Below are 16,147 nucleotides of genomic sequence, written 5' to 3' on the forward strand. Positions count from 1 at the left end.
ACCCAAGGAATGCACAACATATTCACCTTCGGCCACCAGCCAGCGCAGCGGAACTGGACCGTTGCAAGCCTGCGCGCCAACAAGGGCAAGCTTCAGCTCACAGAAGTGACGGCCATGAATGCCGGGCAGGCAGCGCGGGCTGCCGCCGCCGGGATCGATACGCTGATTACCCGTGTTCAAACTCTGGGCGAAGTCCGGGCAGCTGCGCCCAATACCTTTGTTACTGCTGCGCTGATGCTCATAGACCATCCGACAGAACAGGGCGTGCTCGAAGGGGCAATGCGGGCAATGGATCAGGGCGCCGACGCGCTCTACACCACCCGCAGCCTAGACACGGTCAAGATGCTGGCCGATCTTGATTTCCCGGTCATGGGGCATGTTGGCCTGGTTCCGCCCTACAGCACTTGGATTGGCGGTTTGCGCGCTTATGGCACCACCGCCGGCGAAGCCATGAAGCTATTGGAACACTTCCGCGCGATGGAAGACGCAGGCGCTTTTACCGTCGAGGTTGAATTGGTTCCCCAGCAGGTTCTGGAGGAGATCAACAAGCAGACCAGCCTGGTCACTTTCTCAATCGGATCCGGGTCCGGCGGTGATGTCACCTTTCTGTTTTCCGAAGACATCTGCGGCGAGACCGCACACCCGCCGTGCCACGCCTGCGCTTATGGCAATGTCCTGCGCCTGCAAAAGCAGATCGAGGAGGAACGCATCGCAGCAATGAGCACCTTCCAATCTGCCGTGCGAAGCGGTGCCCTTCCGTATGAGGACGTCTCCGTTCGGATGAACCCCGATGAGCTTGAGGCGTTCCGCGCCCGGCTGGCAGAAGCTGCCCCCCTAGGGGCCGAGAGCAAAGGATGACCGGCATGGCACAGGAAACCGCAAACGCTGCGCCCGGCGCCACACTGCCCCGCAAATCCACCTGGAATTGGCATCCGGAGCTGCCCCTTCAGGATCATTCAATCTTCAATTTGAAGCGTGGACCCCTTGCCGCTTTGAAAGTCCTGTGGGGGTCCTGGCTGCCTGTTTCTGATCGTCTGATTGTTGTAGCGCTCTCGTTTTTGACCTGGTTCTATCTGTCTCCTTCCCTGGAGACTGCGCAGACCTTTGCTGTGGATTGGGTGACCGCCGTCTACTTTCGCAACCTCGCACTGATGGTGCTGCTGGCAGGCGGGATGCATCTCTATCTCTATACGTTCAAACGCCAGGGCAACCATTTGCGCTATGACACGCGTCCGTTCCACAAAAAGAGTGCGCTGTTTACCTTCAACAGCCAGTTCCGCGATAATGTGTTCTGGTCGATTGCCAGCGGCGTGACAGTCTGGACAGTTTATGAAGTCATTGGCTTGTGGGCCTATGCCAACGGGTTCATGCCGGTGATGGAGTTCGCCAGCAGCCCGGTCTGGTTTGTGCTGTGGTTTGTCATCCTGCCGGTTTACGGCGTGTCCCATTTCTACTGGATTCACCGGCTGCTGCATTGGGGTCCGCTCTACACCCAAGTGCATGCGCTGCATCACCGCAACGTCAATGTCGGCCCTTGGTCTGGCATGTCGATGCACCCGGTTGAACATATCGGTTATCTGAGCTCGGTCCTGATCCATCTCGTACTTGCTTCACACCCGATCCATTTCATCTTTCAACTGCAGCAGAAAGTGCTCCTCGCTGTCAGTTCGCACGCCGGATACGACGCGGTTACGACCGGAGAAGGCAGCGATAAAGGGCTGAAGGTTGGGGATTTTTTCCATCAGCTGCATCACAGGTACTTTGAGTGCAACTATGGCGAGCCGGAAGTTCCCTGCGACAAGTGGTTCGGCACCTTCCATGACGGCACCGAAGAAGCCACCGCGCGCACACGCGTGAGGCTGAAAGAGATGTGCAGGAAGTAAACAGCTGCAACGGCGGGTAAAGCCGCGCCGGTGCCAAAGTCTTGAGAGACTGGACAGCCCCTCATCGCCAAGCAAGAAACGAACGCTATCAGTGTGGGTGTCCCGCTTTATCCAGGTTTCCGGCAAACAGGACAAATGAAATGACCAAAATAACTTATATCGAACACATCGGGCGCGAACATACCTGCCAGAACAACAAGCTTGAAAATTCAGGCAAAGTCTGAACAGCGGCCTTTAAAAAGTCGCTCTTGTACTGCCGATGCAAGTAAGGCTGCGGCGGGCTTCGAAGCCCGCTTCAGCTCTACTTTTTTCGAAATCGGCACCTTCCATACGGTCGGCAAATCAAGGCTCGATTGCGCCATGCATTGTGATGAGTACCGGCGGCGATTCGAGCCCTTTGCATTCATTTATCAGCTGGCAGCGTCTCGCATGTGCAGCGGAACGCGAACGGTGCCAATCCTGAGATGGGCCGACAGGAACGGCGTGGACTGGCATTACATCGACCCCGGAAAACCGCAGCAAAATGCCTTCATCGAGTCATTCAACGGCAGCCTGCGGGACGAACTCCTCAATGAAGAGCTGTTCGATACCCTGGACGATGCCCACCGCAAGCTGGCGCTGTGGCGCTACGATTACAACAACGTCAGGCCGCACTCTTCGCCGAGGAGCAAAACACCCAGGCAAGCGCGGCAGGCGCTTAAGTTACTTGAGGGCTCCGCGCCCGCCGCGCTTGCCAAGCCCGAGACCGAGACCGGCGACTACCAAAATCAAACCCGCAAACTCTCGTCATGAGCGAGGGACCAGCGGGGGCAGGTCATTGGTGATACTTTCACGGCGTGAGCCCGTCGAGGTTCGTCTGCGAACGGTTTGAGCCCCCAAAAGAAGTAGTCGGCTCCTAAGATTAGGAAACGGAGAGCCATAGATGGCAACGAAGAGACCCAAGCCTGAAGGGATAGTCGTGAAGTTAAGGCAGGTTGAAGTTCTGATAGGGCAGAGTATCGCAACCATGTCTGGGCATACGACTTCGTTCATCACCGAACGGATGATGGCAGGGCTTTCAGGACATTGAACATTCTGGATGAGTACAGCCGGGAATACCTTGCGATCCGGGTGAAGCGGAAGCTGAACGCAAACGAGGTCATCAATGACGGACTTCAAAATAGCTTTATGCAAATATTTGCACAAAGTTTGCCGGACGAACTGTGGTCTCGGTCATTGGCTACACAAGCTCCCCCGCAATAGAGGCACGGCCAGAAGTCATTCGCAACACACTGATTAACAATGATTTTATGGTACCGCCTCCCCGGCTTGAACGGGGGACCTCTGGATCCACAATCCAGCGCTCTAACCAACTGAGCTAAGGCGGCACTGAGGGGGCATTTATAGCACGCCCCGAGGGCACGCAAGAGGTTTTTTTACGTTTCCGCCGCAGAAACCCGCGGCACGGCATTTCCCGGTGCAGGCGCCATGGCCAGGCACCTGGCAAGAGCGCAGAGTTATCCACAAGCGCTTGCAATCAAACTCAAATTCCCGCCGCCCCTGCAGCTGCCTGTCAGGCCTCCACAGGCTGGAAAGTCAGCTGCCAGGTCTGCTCTATCAGGTCCTGGCCATAGCTGTGCACCGGCCGGCTTTGGCTCAGCTGCCAGCCGAACGCCTGATAGAGCGCACAGGCCGTGCGATGACTCTCATGGGTCTTCAGCATCATGCCGCGGTAGCCTGCGGCGCGGGCGAAATCCATGCATTCGCGCAAGAGCCGCTTGCCCAATCCCTTGCCGCGCGCCTTGGGGGTCAGCAGGAACAGCCGCAGCTGTGCGGTTTCGGCATCCTTCTTCATGCAAAACACCGTGCCCAGCCGCTCGCCGCCGCTTTCCGCCATCCAGCCATGCTCGCAGGCCGGATCGTGGCTGGCGCAGAAACTGTGCAGGATGTCCGCGACCAGCGGTCCGAAGCTTTCATCGAACCCCGCCTCGCGTGCATAGAGATCCTGGTGGCGTGCCACCAGCCAGTGCAGGTCACTCGGGGCAAATCGGCGCAGGGTCACATGTGTCATGGACGCAGTGTAGCGCAAAGCCCGCTTGCCTTTCAGCCTGCGGCGGGCTAGCACCGGCTGCAATCCGCTGACCGGCTTGGGAGTGCAAAATGGGTATCAATACCGAACGCGATGTCGAGGCAAACCTGCAAATCGGCCCGACCGACCAGGGCATGGTGCGGATTTTCATCGAAGCCGGCGGCACCGAGATCCCGATGGACTTTGATCCGGAGGAAGCGGAGGAGATCGCCGACGAGATCCGCGCCGCAGCCCAGGCCGCGCGCAGCGTCAAGTAACCCCGATTTTTCTGAAAATGCGCGCCCTTCTTTAGCGGAATTTTCAGAACTTCAATTTTACATATTATCTCTATCTAAAGCCCCTGGGCTCACCCTTGTGCTCGACCAGTTTGTGGAGTGAGTGACATGGTGAGCCAGATCGGCAGTACAGCAATCCCCTTCTATTATTCGGCACAGCTGAGTGCCGTGACCGGCGGCGCAAGTGCCACGCTGAATGGGATCAATCCAGCCTTGGGGCTGTCCGCAGAGGAATTGCAGAGAGAAGCGGATGCCCAGCACGGCAGCCGGGCCCGCGCAGGCCAGCCGCCTGCGGCGCAAGGCTGGGACAAGCCCCAGGCGCCAAAGGCAGCCGTCGATCTGGCCGCAGCACCGGCGGAACCGGCGCCTGAGCCTGCCTCTGAAGAGCCGGAACCGGCGCCGCGGGGAATGACATTGAAGGAACAGGCAGCAGCGCTGGCGGAAGACAGTTTGCAGCCTGCCGCCCTGCCCGCCGCGGAAGTCACCCAGGCCAGCGCGGCCAGCCCGGAAGCCTCCTATTATGAGAAACGCATCTACGAGATGTCCAAGGCGCTTGCCGCTTTGGCTTCGCTGCCCTGGCCGCAGAACTCGGTGGCGCTGATCCTGATCACCGGCCTGCCCGGCGGGGCGGTGGAAGCGGCGCCGGAAACGGCACCGGACGCAGTGCCGGATCTCTCCGGCGATGACACGGTGGAAAAGCGCGGCGATGTGATCCGCCATATCGCCACCGGCGACGGCGCTGATGCAGTTGCGCTGGAAGGGCGCATCGTGCGCGGCATTCATACGGACCGCGACCAAGCCCGTGCGGATGACCATGGCCGCGCCGGGGGCGGGCGGCGGCGGCGCCCGGAGCAATATGCCAATGCGGATTCGCTCTCGGTCCGCGCCCGCCACGCCCGCAATATCAGTACCGGCGGCGGCGATGATGCAATCGCCGTTCAGGCGGGCACCCTGCGCGGCCTGCGGGCCGGAAAGGGCGACGACAGTATCGCAGTGGCTGCAACACTTGTCTCCCGCATCAAGGGCGGTGCCGGTGATGACCGGATCTCGGTTGCCGCGCAGCGGGCGCTGCGCGAACCGGATGCAGCCCCTGCCGCCGCATTCGCCCCGGGTGCCTCTGCCGCTGCGAAGATGCGCCAGGCACTGAGCGGCTATGCCCAGGTGGATGGCGGCACCGGCAATGATCTGATCGAACTGCAGGTCGGGGAAACCCTGACCGCGCGCGGCGGGGCGGGCGATGACCGTTTCGCACTGAACGGCGGCACGGTGGCGCTGCAATACAGCGGCGGAGACGGGAATGACACGGTGGAGCTGGCGGCGGGCGCCAATGCGGTGGTGCAGCTCAAGGACATGGGCGCCAGCGCCTATAGCATGGCCCGGGACGGTGACACCCTGACGTTGAGTTTTGACACCGGCGGCAGCATCACCTTCACCAATGTCGCGCAGGGCGGCGCCATTGGCGTAGCGACGGAGCCCGGCGCCCCCATCGCACTGCTGCACCAGCCGCCGCCCCTGAACGCCATCGCCTGAGCAGGCCGCCAGCCGCAGCGCACCACAGGTGCGCTGCCCGGCCCAAGGCTGCCATGGGGCTCCGGCGCAGCCGGGGCACCTGCAGGCGCGGGAGCTCTCCGGCGTTCAGATCTCCTGTTCTTCAGCGCCCAGCAGCTGCCCGTCCCGGCCCGGGCGCGGGTCGCGCAAGACCTGCAAGCGGCGGGCGGCATCCCTGGCAAATTTCTGCGTCAGCTTCTTGCGCCGCGCCGGTGCCAGCTTGCCCTCCGGCGCCATGCGGATGATCTCGGCATCATAGGGGTCGGCAATGATCAGCCCGGTGCCATCGGGCAGCAGCTCGGCCGGGAACTCCATGTCCACCGCCCAGAAATAGCGGTCGCACCACTCCAGATAGCCTTCCCACTTGTGGTCGGACTGGAAGTCGGCGCGGCTGGACTTGCATTCGATCACCCACAGCTCGCCTTTGGGGCCTAGCGCCATCACGTCCACCCGCAAGCCGCGCGCAGGCACAAATTCCTCCAGCGGCGCATAGCCGAGAGAGCGCAAATAGCGCGACACTCCGCGGGCGAGTTTCTGTCCGGGCTGCAAATCGTCCATCATGGCCCGAATGTGAACAATTGGAGAACAAATTGCAATGCCGCGGTTTTATCCGGAATTGACGCGCCACGGCGCCCCGCCCCTTGTCATGAGGCCGCAGGCAGCTTACTTACGCCCTTGGCGGGTTCTGCCCTTCTCGTGACAGGCAGCATTCCGGTGGCCTTAAGCAATTCCGAGGGAGCTGGCTCTGTCCGGATCCTGGTCCGTTTACCTGGCGCCCACCTGTATATACAGGTCCTCGGGAATCAAAGCCGCACGGTTGACTGGTGGTCCCGCCGCTTTTCCCCACACCGCAAAGAAAAACCGCGCCTTCCGGGTGGAACGCGCGGCGGAAGTTTCAGCCTTTGAAGGGATCAGCGGCGGCGCAGCTGGCGCTGCTGCTGCGAGGGTGCTTCGGCCCGGACCCGCACCGGCTGGAGCAGATGCGCCACCGGGGTGCCGCCGCGGGGGCCGTTGTCTTTCTCTGCCAACGCCATGACCGCCCAGGCAAACTGCACGCCGGCAAAGACAATGCCGTGCATGAACCACAGGAGGAACACCGCCAGCAGCCCGGCATCGGAAGTGGAGACGAGAGACCAGAGGTTCATCACGTTGAACCACAACAGCATGGCGACAAAGGCGCCGGCAATCCCAAAGCCGATCACAACGTTGCGGATGTACATCTTCACCAGTTCAGGCATCACTGACCTCCAGAATTTCAAGAGGAGGTTAGCAGCCTTTCCAGCGCCGTCCAGCGCTAGTTTGCCGCATCGGCGGAATTTGCCGGAGGCTTTGCGAAACCTTTGTTTAAACACAAAAAGCGCGCCCGAGGGCGCGCCTGTATTCTCTCAGCACGGTTCCGAATGCCTCAGAACGCTTCCGGCTTGGCTTCGCGTGCCATATGGTCGAGCACCGCGTTGACGAATTTCGGCTCCTTGCCTTCCGGAAAGAAAGCGCGGGCGACGTCGACAAACTCGTTGATCACCACCTTGGGCGGGGTGCTGGATTGCACCAATTCGGAGCCGGCCGCGCGGAACAAGGCCCGCAGGGTCGGATCGATACGGGCAATCGGCCATTTGGCGACCAGCGCCCGGTCGGTCATCTGGTCGATCTGCGCCTGATGGTTCACCGCCTCGCGCACCAGGCTGCGGAACACCTTGGTATCGCCTTCCGCCATCTCGTCGCCCTCATAGACAGCGCCAAAACGGTGGTCCTCAAATTCAACGATCACCTTGTCGAAGGTAAGGCCGCTGTGTTCCATCTGGAACAGCGCCTGCACGGCGTAAAGCCGCGCTGCCGATCTCATCTGATTCTTGCCGTTGCCCTTGGGGCGGCTGTCCTGGGTGCTCATGCGCTGGTGGATCCGTTGTCTGTACCGGCGACCTGGTACGCCCCGGTGGGCGCCTTGAAACCGATGCCTTTGGTCTGGGCGCCCCACTTACGCGTGAGTGCGATCAGATGCAAGGCCGCAGCCGCTGCGCCGCCGCCTTTGTTCTGGTCGGCGGTATCGGCGCGCACCTCGGCCTGCTTGCGGTTTTCCACGGTCAGGATGCCGTTGCCGATGCACAGGCCCTGCAGCCCCATCAGCTGGATCGCGCGGGAGCTGTCGTTGCAGACGGTGTCGTAATGGGTGGTCTCGCCGCGGATCACGCAGCCCAGCGCCACATAGCCGTCGAAATTCGAAGTGCGGTCAGCAATCGCAATTGCGGTCGGCACTTCCAGCGCGCCGGGGACTTCGGCGATCTCAAAAGTGCCGCCTGCGGCCTCGATCTCGGCCGCGGCGCCCGCCACCAGATTGTCGGCGATATCCTTGTAGTAGGGCGCCACCACGATCAGCAGCTTCACCGGCTTGTCGAATTCCGCGCGCGGCAGGGTGTAGTGGGTTTCATGTCCAGCCATATCAAGCGTCCTTCAAAATCGGGCGGGTGCCCACAATGGAAAGGCCATAGGCATCGAGGCCCAGGTAAGTGGTTTCTGGCGAGTCGGTCAGCAGTTCCAGCTCATGCAGGCCCAGCTTGGAGAGGATCTGCGCCCCCAGGCCGGTCTGTTTGATGGTGCGCGGGCCTTCGTCCTCGGGCGCATAAAGCGAATGGCGCGGCTCGCGGAACAGGCAGACAACGCCCCTGCCCTCGGCGGCAATCAGCTCCATCGCCTTGGGCAGTTCGCCCGCCGGTTTCGGGCCGAGGCCCAAAAGGTCGGAGGCTTCGTGCAGCGCATGGGTCCGGCACAGCACCGGGCCCGGGGCCGTGATGTCGCCCTTGATCAGCACCACATGCTCGACGCCATGTGTCTGGTCGGTGAAGATCCGCATTTCCCAGTCGCCTCCGAATTCGGAAGCGACCTGGCTGCACGCGGTCTCGACCACCAGGTTGTCGTTGCGCGAGCGGTAGGCGATCAGATCGGCAATGGTGCCGATCTTCAGATCATGTTTCTGCGCGTAATCCACCAGATCAGGCAGACGCGCCATGGTGCCGTCTTCCTTCATGATCTCGCAGATCACTGACGACGGGTAGTGACCTGCCAGGCGGGCCACGTCGCAGCCGGCCTCGGTGTGGCCGGCACGGACCAGCACCCCGCCCCGGCGCGCGCGCAGCGGGAAGACATGGCCCGGGGTGGCGATATCCGCCGCGGTCTTCTCGGGGTCGATGGCAGTGGCCACGGTCAGCGCACGGTCAGCGGCGGAGATGCCGGTGGAGACGCCTTCGCGCGCTTCGATCGAAACGGTAAAGGCGGTCTCATGACGCGAGGAGTTGTGCAGCGCCATCATCGGCAGGCCCAGTTCCTCGATCCGCTCGGCCGGCAGGGTCAGGCAGATCAACCCGCGGCCATGAGTGGCCATGAAGTTGATCGCCGCCGCATCCGCAGCCTGCGCCGGGATCACCAGGTCGCCCTCGTTCTCACGGTCTTCATGGTCGACCAGGATGAACATCCGGCCCCGGCGGGCCTCTTCGATGATCTCTTCAATCGGGCTGATGGCGCCGCGCAATTGCGCTTCAACCGGCCCCGGTGTTTCAAAGCTCATGTGGCAGCCTTTCGATGGGCTTGAGGCAGTACGCCTGGCACTGCGGGTTCTTTCCCTGCCAGATAGCCCACAGATGCAGCAAATGCCAGTCCCGCAAACGGCAACAAGGGGTCTGGACGCGCCCTGTGCGTCCGTGCACAAGTGGGATTGGATCCAATCCCAGGATCCAAAGGCAACAGGGTTTGGGAGGACCAAGATGCGCGCATCCCGCATACTGCAGGCGGTGGAGGCTCATGCCGAGGGCGAGCCAGGCCGGGTGATCACCGGCGGCATGCCGTTGCTCAGGGGCAATTCGGTGTTTGAGAAAATGCAGGACATGGCGGCGAACCATGACGATATCCGCCTGCAAATGCTGCGCGAGCCGCGCGGCAATCCTGGCCTTTGCGGCAATGCCATCGTGCCGCCCTGCCATCCGGAAGCGGATGCGGGGTTCATCATCTTCGAGCAGTCGGAATACCCGCCGATGTCCGGCTCCAACACCATCTGCGTGGTGACCGTGCTCTTGGAGACCGGCATGCTGCCGATGGTGGAGCCGGTGACCGAGCTGACATTGGAGGCGCCGGCCGGGCTGATCCGGGTCCGCGCCGCGTGCAAGGACGGCAAGGTAACGCGGGTGGAGTTCAAGAACGTGCCCGCCTTTGCGGTGCATCTGGATGCACAGGTCGAAGTCGCCGGCTTGGGCACGGTCACCGTGGATGTGGCCTGGGGCGGCATGTTCTTTGTGCTGGCCGAGGCGGAAAGGCTTGGCCTTTCATTGGACGCGGACAATGGCGCCGAAATCGTGCGGGTGTCCGAGGCGATCCGCCATGCCACCGCGGAGCAGCTGCCGGTGGCGCATCCCGGGAACCCTGAAATCACCGGGCCGACGATCACCAACCTCTGGAGGGCTCCGGTGGCGGAGGGAACCCATGGGCGCGGCGCGATCACCATCTCGACCGGCCCCTTCGATCCGGCGCGCCCGCAGGACGCCAGCGGCATCCTCGACCGCTCGCCCTGCGGCACCGGCACCTGCGCCAAGATGGCGGTGCTGCACGCCCGCGGGCTGCTGGGCGTGGGGCAGGACTATGTGAATGCCGGGCCGCTGGGCACGACCTTTACGGGCCGCATCCTGGAGGAAACCCATGTGGGACCGTACAAGGCCATCGTCCCGGCGCTCTCCGGCCAGGGCTGGATCTACGGGCTGAGCCATTACACGCTGGACCCCAGCGACCCGTTCCCGGCCGGTTACACCGTCGGCGACATGTGGTGATCCGCGCCGCGCCAGCGGCGCGCCCGGCCCAACGCCTTGAGCGGCATCTTTGATGCTGATCAAGGGGGCGGGAGTGTCTCGCTGAGGGGGGATGAGGGGCGCTGCCCCTCGGCCCTGACGGGCCTCACCCCGGAGTATTTTCAACCAGAAAGAAGCGGAAGGGCGGGTGATCAACCGGCCTCGTGCAGGCGCGCGACGTAGCGGGCCAGGGTGTCGATTTCCAGGTTGATGCGGTCACCGGTCCTTACATCGCCCCAGGTGGTCACTTCCTTGGTGTGCGGGATAAAGTTGATGCCGAAATCGCAGCCGTCGACATCATTCACCGTCAGCGAGGTGCCATTCAGCGCCACCGATCCCTTGGGTGCGATGAAACGGGCCAGCGCGTCCGGCGCGCGCAGGGTGACCCGGGTGCTGCCGCCCTCGTCTTCCATCTTCACCACCTCGGCGACCCCGTCCACATGGCCGGAGACGATATGGCCGCCCAGTTCATCTCCGACTTTCAGGGCACGTTCCAGGTTCACACGCTTGCCCACGGTCAAGCCGTCCAGATTGGTCTTGGAAACGGTTTCGGCCGAGATCTGCACATCATACCAGTCCTCGCCCAGAGCAATCACTGTCAGGCAGACACCATCGGAGGCGATCGAAGCGCCGATGTCGATGGTGGCCGTGTCATAAGCGGTGCGGATGCGGGCCCGCAGGTCACCCTGCTGCTCCAGTTCGCAGATGGTGCCAACGTCAGTGATGATGCCTGTGAACATGAGTGCGCTCCCCGCCGGTGCAATGCCTTACCTGAGGCAGAGGTAGCCAAGGCGCGCGCCCTTCACAAGCCCCCGCTTGCCATCCAGGCCCCGGCGGCCATAGTTTTGCCCCAGTCAAATGTTAATCAATTCTTGAGACCGCCAAGGATATTCTGCCGCCGCCATGCCAAATCACCCAGCCCAACACCGCAGCTTCCTGTTTCTGCAGGGTCCGCACGGGCCGTTTTTTGCGGCCCTTGGCAAGATGCTGAAGGCCGCAGGCTGCGACGTGGCACGGGTGGGCTTCAATGCAGGCGATCAGGCCTTCTGGCGCCGCAAGGACAGCTACATCCCCTTTACCGGCAGCCAGGACGGCTGGCCCGGCGTGCTGGCCGGGCTGCTGGACAGCCGCCGCATCACCGACATCGTGCTTTACGGCGACACCCGCCCCATTCATGCCACCGCGATCGAAGCCGCAAAAAACCGCGGTATCACGGTGCATGTCTTTGAGGAAGGCTATCTGCGCCCTTTTTGGGTAACTTATGAGCGCGGCGGCTCCAACGGCCATTCCAGGCTGATGGAAATGAGCGTATCCGACATGCAAGCGGCGCTGGCGCTTTCGGACATGGAGGCGCCGCTGCCGCCTGCGCATTGGGGCGACATGCGCCAGCATGTGTTCTACGGCGCGCTCTACCACTGGTTCGTGATGTTCCGGAACCGCAAGTACAGCAATTTCCGCCCGCACCGGGCGCTGACCGTGACCAAGGAATTCCGGCTCTATCTGAAACGTCTGATGCTGATGCCTGCCCAGGCGATGGAACGGCGGCTGGCCGAGCGGCGGATCCGCCACGGCGGTTTTCCCTACCACCTGGCGCTTTTGCAGCTGGAGCATGACAGTTCCTTTCAGATGCACTCGCCCTTTGACAGCATGCGCGACTTCCTGGAGGAGGTGATCCGCGGCTTTGCCGAGGGCGCCCCGCGCCACCATCACCTGGTGATCAAGGCGCATCCTCTGGAAGACGGCCGTGCCCAGGTGCGCCGCACGCTGCGGCGCCTGGCCCGCGAACACGGGCTGGCAGAGCGGGTGCATTACGTGCGCGGCGGCAAGCTGGCACAGCTTCTGAACGAGGCGCGCACCGCGGTGACCGTCAATTCCACTGCAGGCCAGCAGGTCCTGTGGCGCGGCATTCCCCTGCGGGTGTTCGGACGCGCGGTATACGGCAAACCGGAGTTTGTCTCAGAGCAGCCGCTGGCCGAGTTCTTTGCCGCAGCCAGCCGCCCCGACAGCCGCGCCTACAAGGATTACCGGCGGTTCCTGCTGGAAACCTCGCAAGTGCCAGGCGGCTATTATTCCCGCGAGGGCCGCCGCCAGCTGCTGCGCCAGGTGGCAGACATGATGCTGACGCCCGAGGATCCTTATGACGCGCTGCGCCTGGGCACAGCGGCACCGCGGCAACAGTTGCGCCTGGTGACCTGACGCAGATTTGCCCAAAGACTGGATTTTTCCCTGCCAGCCGGTTAGGTTGCCCCTAAAACTTGAGGCAAACAATAATTGGTCGAGGAGACCGAGCAGTGAAATCCGTTCCCCTTCGCTGGGCGCGTCCCGTGGCAATGCTGGCGGCATTGACCCTTGCGGCGTCCTGCGGGCTGCCCAAGGTCGGCCCCAACAAACGCCAGATCTTCGCCGGTTCCGTGCAGCGGGAAGGCGATGCCTTCATCGTCTCAGTCAATGACCGGGTGGCCCGCGCAACCGCCGTGGTGCCGGCGCTCGGCTTTTCTTCCGGCTTCACCACGGCAGGCCGGCTGACCTCCGACACCATCCGCCCGGGCGATGTGCTGGGGCTGACGGTCTGGGAAAACGTTGATGACGGGCTGCTGGCAGCCGAAACCACCAACTCCACCGTGCTGGAGGAGGTGCAGGTTGACAGCGCCGGCTACATCTTTGTGCCCTATGCAGGCCGCCTGCGCGCCTCCGGCAACACGCCCGAGCAGCTGCGCGAGACCATCACCAAGAAGCTGGAAGACCAGACACCGGACCCGCAGGTGCAGGTGCGCCGCCTGGCCGGCGACGGGGCCACCGTCAGCCTGACCGGCGCCGTGGGCGCCCAGGGAGTCTACCCGATCGAGCGGCCGACCCGCACCCTGTCCGCAATGCTGGCCCAGGCCGGCGGGGTGACAATCCAGCCCGAGATTGCCCAGGTCACCGTGATCCGCGGCAGTGAGAAGGGCAAGATCTGGTTCCAGGATCTGTTCGACGACCCCAAGCTGGACGTGGCCCTGCGCGGCGGCGACCGCATCCTGGTCGAGGAGGACACACGGTCCTTCACCGCCTTGGGCGCAACCTCGGCCCAGGCGCGGGTGCCGTTTGAAAGCCAGGACCTGTCAGCGCTGGAAGCCATTGCCCAGGTGGGCGGGCTGATCTCCACTGCGTCGGATCCGACCGGCGTGTTTGTGCTGCGCAATGAGCCGGCCGAGATTGCCAACCAGGTGCTGGGCCGCGACGACCTGATCGGTGCCCAGCGTCTGGTCTATGTGCTGAACCTGACCCAGCCGAACGGCCTGTTTGTCGCCCGCGACTTTGTGATCCGCGACGACGACACGCTCTATGTCACCGAAGCGCCCTATACCCAGTGGACCAAGACCATCTCGCTGCTCGTGACCCCGGTGGGTTCGCTGTCGAGCGTCTCCTCTGCGGTTGGTGGCTAATCTGCCATGCGCCTGAATACGGGCGGCAACGAAGCCGGGAGCGCAGCATCCCGGCTTTTTGTTTACAACGGCGGGTTTCTGACCCAGCGCCGGGTACGGCGGATACTGCAGTTGTCCGGGTACGGCATCCGGCTGGGGCTGCCGCAGCCGCAGGACCTGGTTGGCATCTGGGGCGCCTCCCCCACGGCGCATAGGGGTCTGGCGGTGGCGGAAAGGCGCGGCTGCGGCCTGCTGCGGGTAGAGGATGCCTTTCTGCGCTCGGTGCACCCAGGGCGCGCGGGCGAGCCGCCGGCCGGGCTGCTGCTGGACCGCGCGGGCGTGCATTTCGGCGCGCGGGTGCCGTCGGATCTGGAACAGCTCCTGGCCAGCCACCCGCTGGACGACGCGCATCTGATGCGCCGGGCACGTGATGCGATTGCCCGGCTGAAGGAGGCGCATCTCAGCAAATACAATGCCTTTGACCCCGAAGATCCGGTACCGGAGCCCGGCTATGTGCTGGTGGCCGACCAGGCGCTGGAGGACGCGTCAGTCACGGCGTCGGGCGCGGACCGGGGCAGGTTTCTGGAGATGCTGGCCTTTGCCCAGGAGGAGCATCCCGGCGCCCGGGTGCTGATCAAAACCCACCCCGAGACGCTTCGCGGTTTCCGGGCCGGCTATTTCGCCAGCTCTGATGCCCGGGGCCGTGTGGAACTGTTCACTGGCAGCGTATCGCCCTGGGCGCTGCTGGAGGGCGCGGTGGGTGTCTACACGGTCTCCTCTCAGCTGGGGTTCGAGGCGATCCTTGCGGGCCACAAGCCGCGGGTCTTCGGGCAGCCTTTCTACGCAGGCTGGGGCCTCAGCATTGACGAAGCGCCGCCCGCTCGGCGGCAGCGGCGGCTGACCCGGGCGCAGCTCTTTGCGGCGGCGATGATCCTCTACCCGAAATGGTACGATCCGTTCCGCGATCAGCTATGCGGGCTGGAAACGGTGCTGGACAACCTGGAGGCCGAGGTGCGGACCTGGCGGCAGGACCGGCACGGCTGGGCGGCCTCCGGCATGCGGCTGTGGAAGCGCAAACCCTTGCAGAAGTTCTTTGGCGCTGAAAAACGGGTGCTGTTCACCGAAGACGCCGCCAGGGCGCGGGACAGCGGCCGCAGCCGGATGGTCTGGGCCAGCAAGGCCACCAGGGCGCATGCCGGCGCGGTCCGGGTCGAGGACGGCTTTCTGCGCTCGCGCGGGCTGGGGGCGGAACTGGTGCCGCCGCTGTCGCTGGTGACCGACCGGCAGGGGATCTACTACGATCCGCGCCAGCCGTCGGATCTGGACCAGCTGATCACGGCCCGCGCGGTGATGACCCAGGCGCAGGAGCTGCGGGCGGAACGCCTGGTGCGGTCCCTGGTGCAGGCGGGTGTGTCGAAGTACAATCTGGGCGGCAGCAGCCCTGCCCTGCCCCCGGGCCGCCGGATCCTGGTGCCGGGCCAGGTCGAGGATGACGCCTCGATCCTTTGCGGCGCCGGAAGCATCCGCACCAACATGGACCTGCTGCGCGCGGCGCGGGCGGCCAATCCGGACGCGGTGATCATCTACAAGCCGCATCCGGATGTGGAAGCCGGGCTGCGCAGCGGAGAGATCGCGGCAGAGGGCCTGGCCGATGCGGTGGCCGCCCATGCGGATCCGATGGCGCTGCTTGGCGAGGTGCAGGAAGTCTGGACCATGACCTCTCTGCTGGGTTTCGAAGCGCTGCTGCGCGGCGTGAAGGTGACCACGGCAGGCACCCCGTTTTATGCAGGCTGGGGGCTGACACGGGACCTGGCGCCGGTGCCGCCCTGGCGGCAGGCGCCGGTGCCGCTGCTGGGGCTCGCCCATGCGGCGCTGATCGACTACCCGCGCTATTTCGATCCGGTGACCGGCCGCCCCTGCCCAGCAGAAGTTGCGGTGCTGCGGCTGCGCCAGGGCCGCCTGCCGCATCCCGGCCTTGGCAACCGGCTGCTCTCCAAGCTGCAGGGGCTGTTTGCCAGCTGCGCCCACCTGTGGCGCTGAGCCAGCACCGGCGGCACTCCCGCGCCCGCAGGATGCCCTGGCTTCGCCAGCGCAACCTTGGCGGCCTTGGGCGTGGCCCGGCGCGCAAGCGCCGGGCCACGCC

Annotated in this window: 15 protein-coding genes, 1 tRNA gene and 2 pseudogenes; 10 read left to right on the forward strand and 8 right to left on the reverse strand. The window is 63.8% G+C overall.

What is annotated here, in order from left to right; all coding sequences use genetic code 11:
- Window positions 1-9 precede the first annotated feature (9 nt).
- The 4 genes and pseudogenes from ACXAEH_RS09040 to ACXAEH_RS09055 all read left to right on the forward strand — a co-directional run.
- Window positions 10-858 (forward strand): 3-methyl-2-oxobutanoate hydroxymethyltransferase, encoded by an 849-nt coding sequence (locus ACXAEH_RS09040; RefSeq protein WP_475032143.1) that lies wholly within the window; start codon window positions 10-12, stop codon window positions 856-858.
- A 5-nt stretch (window positions 859-863) separates the two neighbouring features.
- Entirely contained in the window at window positions 864-1,883 is a 1,020-nt protein-coding gene (locus ACXAEH_RS09045; RefSeq protein ID WP_475032145.1) for a sterol desaturase family protein, read from the forward strand.
- 456 nt (window positions 1,884-2,339) lie between these two features.
- Window positions 2,340-2,675: pseudogene (locus tag ACXAEH_RS09050) on the forward strand (integrase core domain-containing protein); the annotation flags it as partial.
- A 195-nt stretch (window positions 2,676-2,870) separates the two neighbouring features.
- A pseudogene (locus ACXAEH_RS09055) lies at window positions 2,871-3,053 on the forward strand (IS3 family transposase); the annotation flags it as partial.
- A 120-nt stretch (window positions 3,054-3,173) separates the two neighbouring features.
- Here the strand turns inward: ACXAEH_RS09055 and ACXAEH_RS09060 are convergent.
- Together ACXAEH_RS09060 and ACXAEH_RS09065 are read right to left on the reverse strand one after the other, a co-directional pair.
- Window positions 3,174-3,250: transfer RNA gene (locus tag ACXAEH_RS09060), tRNA-His, on the reverse strand.
- Between the two features lie 185 nt (window positions 3,251-3,435).
- Complete coding sequence (locus ACXAEH_RS09065) at window positions 3,436-3,969, reverse strand: N-acetyltransferase family protein (protein ID WP_475035551.1); 534 nt, start codon at window positions 3,967-3,969, stop codon at window positions 3,436-3,438.
- 53 nt (window positions 3,970-4,022) lie between these two features.
- Between ACXAEH_RS09065 and ACXAEH_RS09070 the strand changes: the two genes are divergently transcribed.
- A complete protein-coding gene (locus ACXAEH_RS09070; RefSeq protein ID WP_039129471.1) occupies window positions 4,023-4,208 on the forward strand; it encodes a DUF6324 family protein in 186 nt (61 codons plus the stop codon).
- 126 nt (window positions 4,209-4,334) lie between these two features.
- A complete protein-coding gene (locus ACXAEH_RS09075) occupies window positions 4,335-5,756 on the forward strand; it encodes a hypothetical protein (RefSeq protein ID WP_475032146.1) in 1,422 nt (473 codons plus the stop codon).
- Between the two features lie 105 nt (window positions 5,757-5,861).
- Here ACXAEH_RS09075 and ACXAEH_RS09080 read toward each other — a convergent pair whose 3' ends face one another.
- The 5 genes from ACXAEH_RS09080 to ribB form a co-directional block, all read right to left on the reverse strand.
- Window positions 5,862-6,335: an MmcB family DNA repair protein gene (locus tag ACXAEH_RS09080; RefSeq protein WP_475032148.1), complete on the reverse strand. Its 474-nt coding sequence runs from the start codon at window positions 6,333-6,335 to the stop codon at window positions 5,862-5,864.
- Window positions 6,336-6,685: 350 nt separating this feature from the next.
- On the reverse strand, window positions 6,686-7,012 hold the full coding sequence (locus ACXAEH_RS09085; RefSeq protein ID WP_475032150.1) for a hypothetical protein: 327 nt from the start codon (window positions 7,010-7,012) through the stop codon (window positions 6,686-6,688).
- 167 nt (window positions 7,013-7,179) lie between these two features.
- The gene (gene nusB / locus ACXAEH_RS09090) at window positions 7,180-7,662 is read right to left on the reverse strand and encodes a transcription antitermination factor NusB (RefSeq protein ID WP_475032151.1); all 483 of its coding nucleotides are present in this window, start codon (window positions 7,660-7,662) and stop codon (window positions 7,180-7,182) included.
- Window positions 7,659-8,210 carry a 6,7-dimethyl-8-ribityllumazine synthase gene (locus ACXAEH_RS09095; protein ID WP_475032152.1) on the reverse strand — a complete coding sequence of 184 codons (552 nt, stop codon included), beginning with the start codon at window positions 8,208-8,210 and terminating at the stop codon, window positions 7,659-7,661. The genes nusB and ACXAEH_RS09095 overlap by 4 nt, the downstream gene beginning before the upstream one ends.
- A gap of 1 nt (window position 8,211) precedes the next feature.
- On the reverse strand, window positions 8,212-9,333 hold the full coding sequence (gene ribB, locus ACXAEH_RS09100) for a 3,4-dihydroxy-2-butanone-4-phosphate synthase (protein ID WP_475032154.1): 1,122 nt from the start codon (window positions 9,331-9,333) through the stop codon (window positions 8,212-8,214).
- Window positions 9,334-9,529: 196 nt separating this feature from the next.
- Here ribB and ACXAEH_RS09105 point away from each other — a divergent pair, with 196 nt between their 5' ends.
- On the forward strand, window positions 9,530-10,582 hold the full coding sequence (locus ACXAEH_RS09105; protein ID WP_475032156.1) for a proline racemase family protein: 1,053 nt from the start codon (window positions 9,530-9,532) through the stop codon (window positions 10,580-10,582).
- Window positions 10,583-10,752: 170 nt separating this feature from the next.
- Here the strand turns inward: ACXAEH_RS09105 and ACXAEH_RS09110 are convergent, their stop codons facing one another.
- On the reverse strand, window positions 10,753-11,340 hold the full coding sequence (locus tag ACXAEH_RS09110; protein WP_475032157.1) for a riboflavin synthase: 588 nt from the start codon (window positions 11,338-11,340) through the stop codon (window positions 10,753-10,755).
- A 163-nt stretch (window positions 11,341-11,503) separates the two neighbouring features.
- Between ACXAEH_RS09110 and ACXAEH_RS09115 the strand changes: the two genes are divergently transcribed.
- The 3 genes from ACXAEH_RS09115 (at window position 11,504) to ACXAEH_RS09125 (ending at window position 16,044) form a co-directional block, all read left to right on the forward strand.
- On the forward strand, window positions 11,504-12,796 hold the full coding sequence (locus ACXAEH_RS09115; RefSeq protein ID WP_475032158.1) for a capsule biosynthesis protein: 1,293 nt from the start codon (window positions 11,504-11,506) through the stop codon (window positions 12,794-12,796).
- Between the two features lie 95 nt (window positions 12,797-12,891).
- A complete protein-coding gene (locus tag ACXAEH_RS09120; protein ID WP_475032160.1) occupies window positions 12,892-14,025 on the forward strand; it encodes a polysaccharide biosynthesis/export family protein in 1,134 nt (377 codons plus the stop codon).
- A gap of 6 nt (window positions 14,026-14,031) precedes the next feature.
- The gene (locus ACXAEH_RS09125) at window positions 14,032-16,044 is read left to right on the forward strand and encodes a capsular polysaccharide biosynthesis protein (RefSeq protein WP_475032161.1); all 2,013 of its coding nucleotides are present in this window, start codon (window positions 14,032-14,034) and stop codon (window positions 16,042-16,044) included.
- The last annotated feature ends 103 nt before the right edge of the window (window positions 16,045-16,147 follow it).

It is taken from the genome of Leisingera sp. ABM4_060, assembly GCF_056158765.1.

Coding starts and splice junctions, on each gene's coding strand:
- ACXAEH_RS09040 (WP_475032143.1), top strand. CDS start 10: ATGCACAACATATTCACCTTCGGCCACCAGCCAGCGCAGCGGAACTGG.
- ACXAEH_RS09045 (WP_475032145.1), top strand. CDS start 864: ATGGCACAGGAAACCGCAAACGCTGCGCCCGGCGCCACACTGCCCCGC.
- ACXAEH_RS09070 (WP_039129471.1), top strand. CDS start 4,023: ATGGGTATCAATACCGAACGCGATGTCGAGGCAAACCTGCAAATCGGC.
- ACXAEH_RS09075 (WP_475032146.1), top strand. CDS start 4,335: ATGGTGAGCCAGATCGGCAGTACAGCAATCCCCTTCTATTATTCGGCA.
- ACXAEH_RS09080 (WP_475032148.1), bottom strand. CDS start 6,335: ATGATGGACGATTTGCAGCCCGGACAGAAACTCGCCCGCGGAGTGTCG.
- ACXAEH_RS09085 (WP_475032150.1), bottom strand. CDS start 7,012: ATGCCTGAACTGGTGAAGATGTACATCCGCAACGTTGTGATCGGCTTT.
- nusB (WP_475032151.1), bottom strand. CDS start 7,662: ATGAGCACCCAGGACAGCCGCCCCAAGGGCAACGGCAAGAATCAGATG.
- ACXAEH_RS09095 (WP_475032152.1), bottom strand. CDS start 8,210: ATGGCTGGACATGAAACCCACTACACCCTGCCGCGCGCGGAATTCGAC.
- ribB (WP_475032154.1), bottom strand. CDS start 9,333: ATGAGCTTTGAAACACCGGGGCCGGTTGAAGCGCAATTGCGCGGCGCC.
- ACXAEH_RS09105 (WP_475032156.1), top strand. CDS start 9,530: ATGCGCGCATCCCGCATACTGCAGGCGGTGGAGGCTCATGCCGAGGGC.
- ACXAEH_RS09110 (WP_475032157.1), bottom strand. CDS start 11,340: ATGTTCACAGGCATCATCACTGACGTTGGCACCATCTGCGAACTGGAG.
- ACXAEH_RS09115 (WP_475032158.1), top strand. CDS start 11,504: ATGCCAAATCACCCAGCCCAACACCGCAGCTTCCTGTTTCTGCAGGGT.
- ACXAEH_RS09125 (WP_475032161.1), top strand. CDS start 14,032: ATGCGCCTGAATACGGGCGGCAACGAAGCCGGGAGCGCAGCATCCCGG.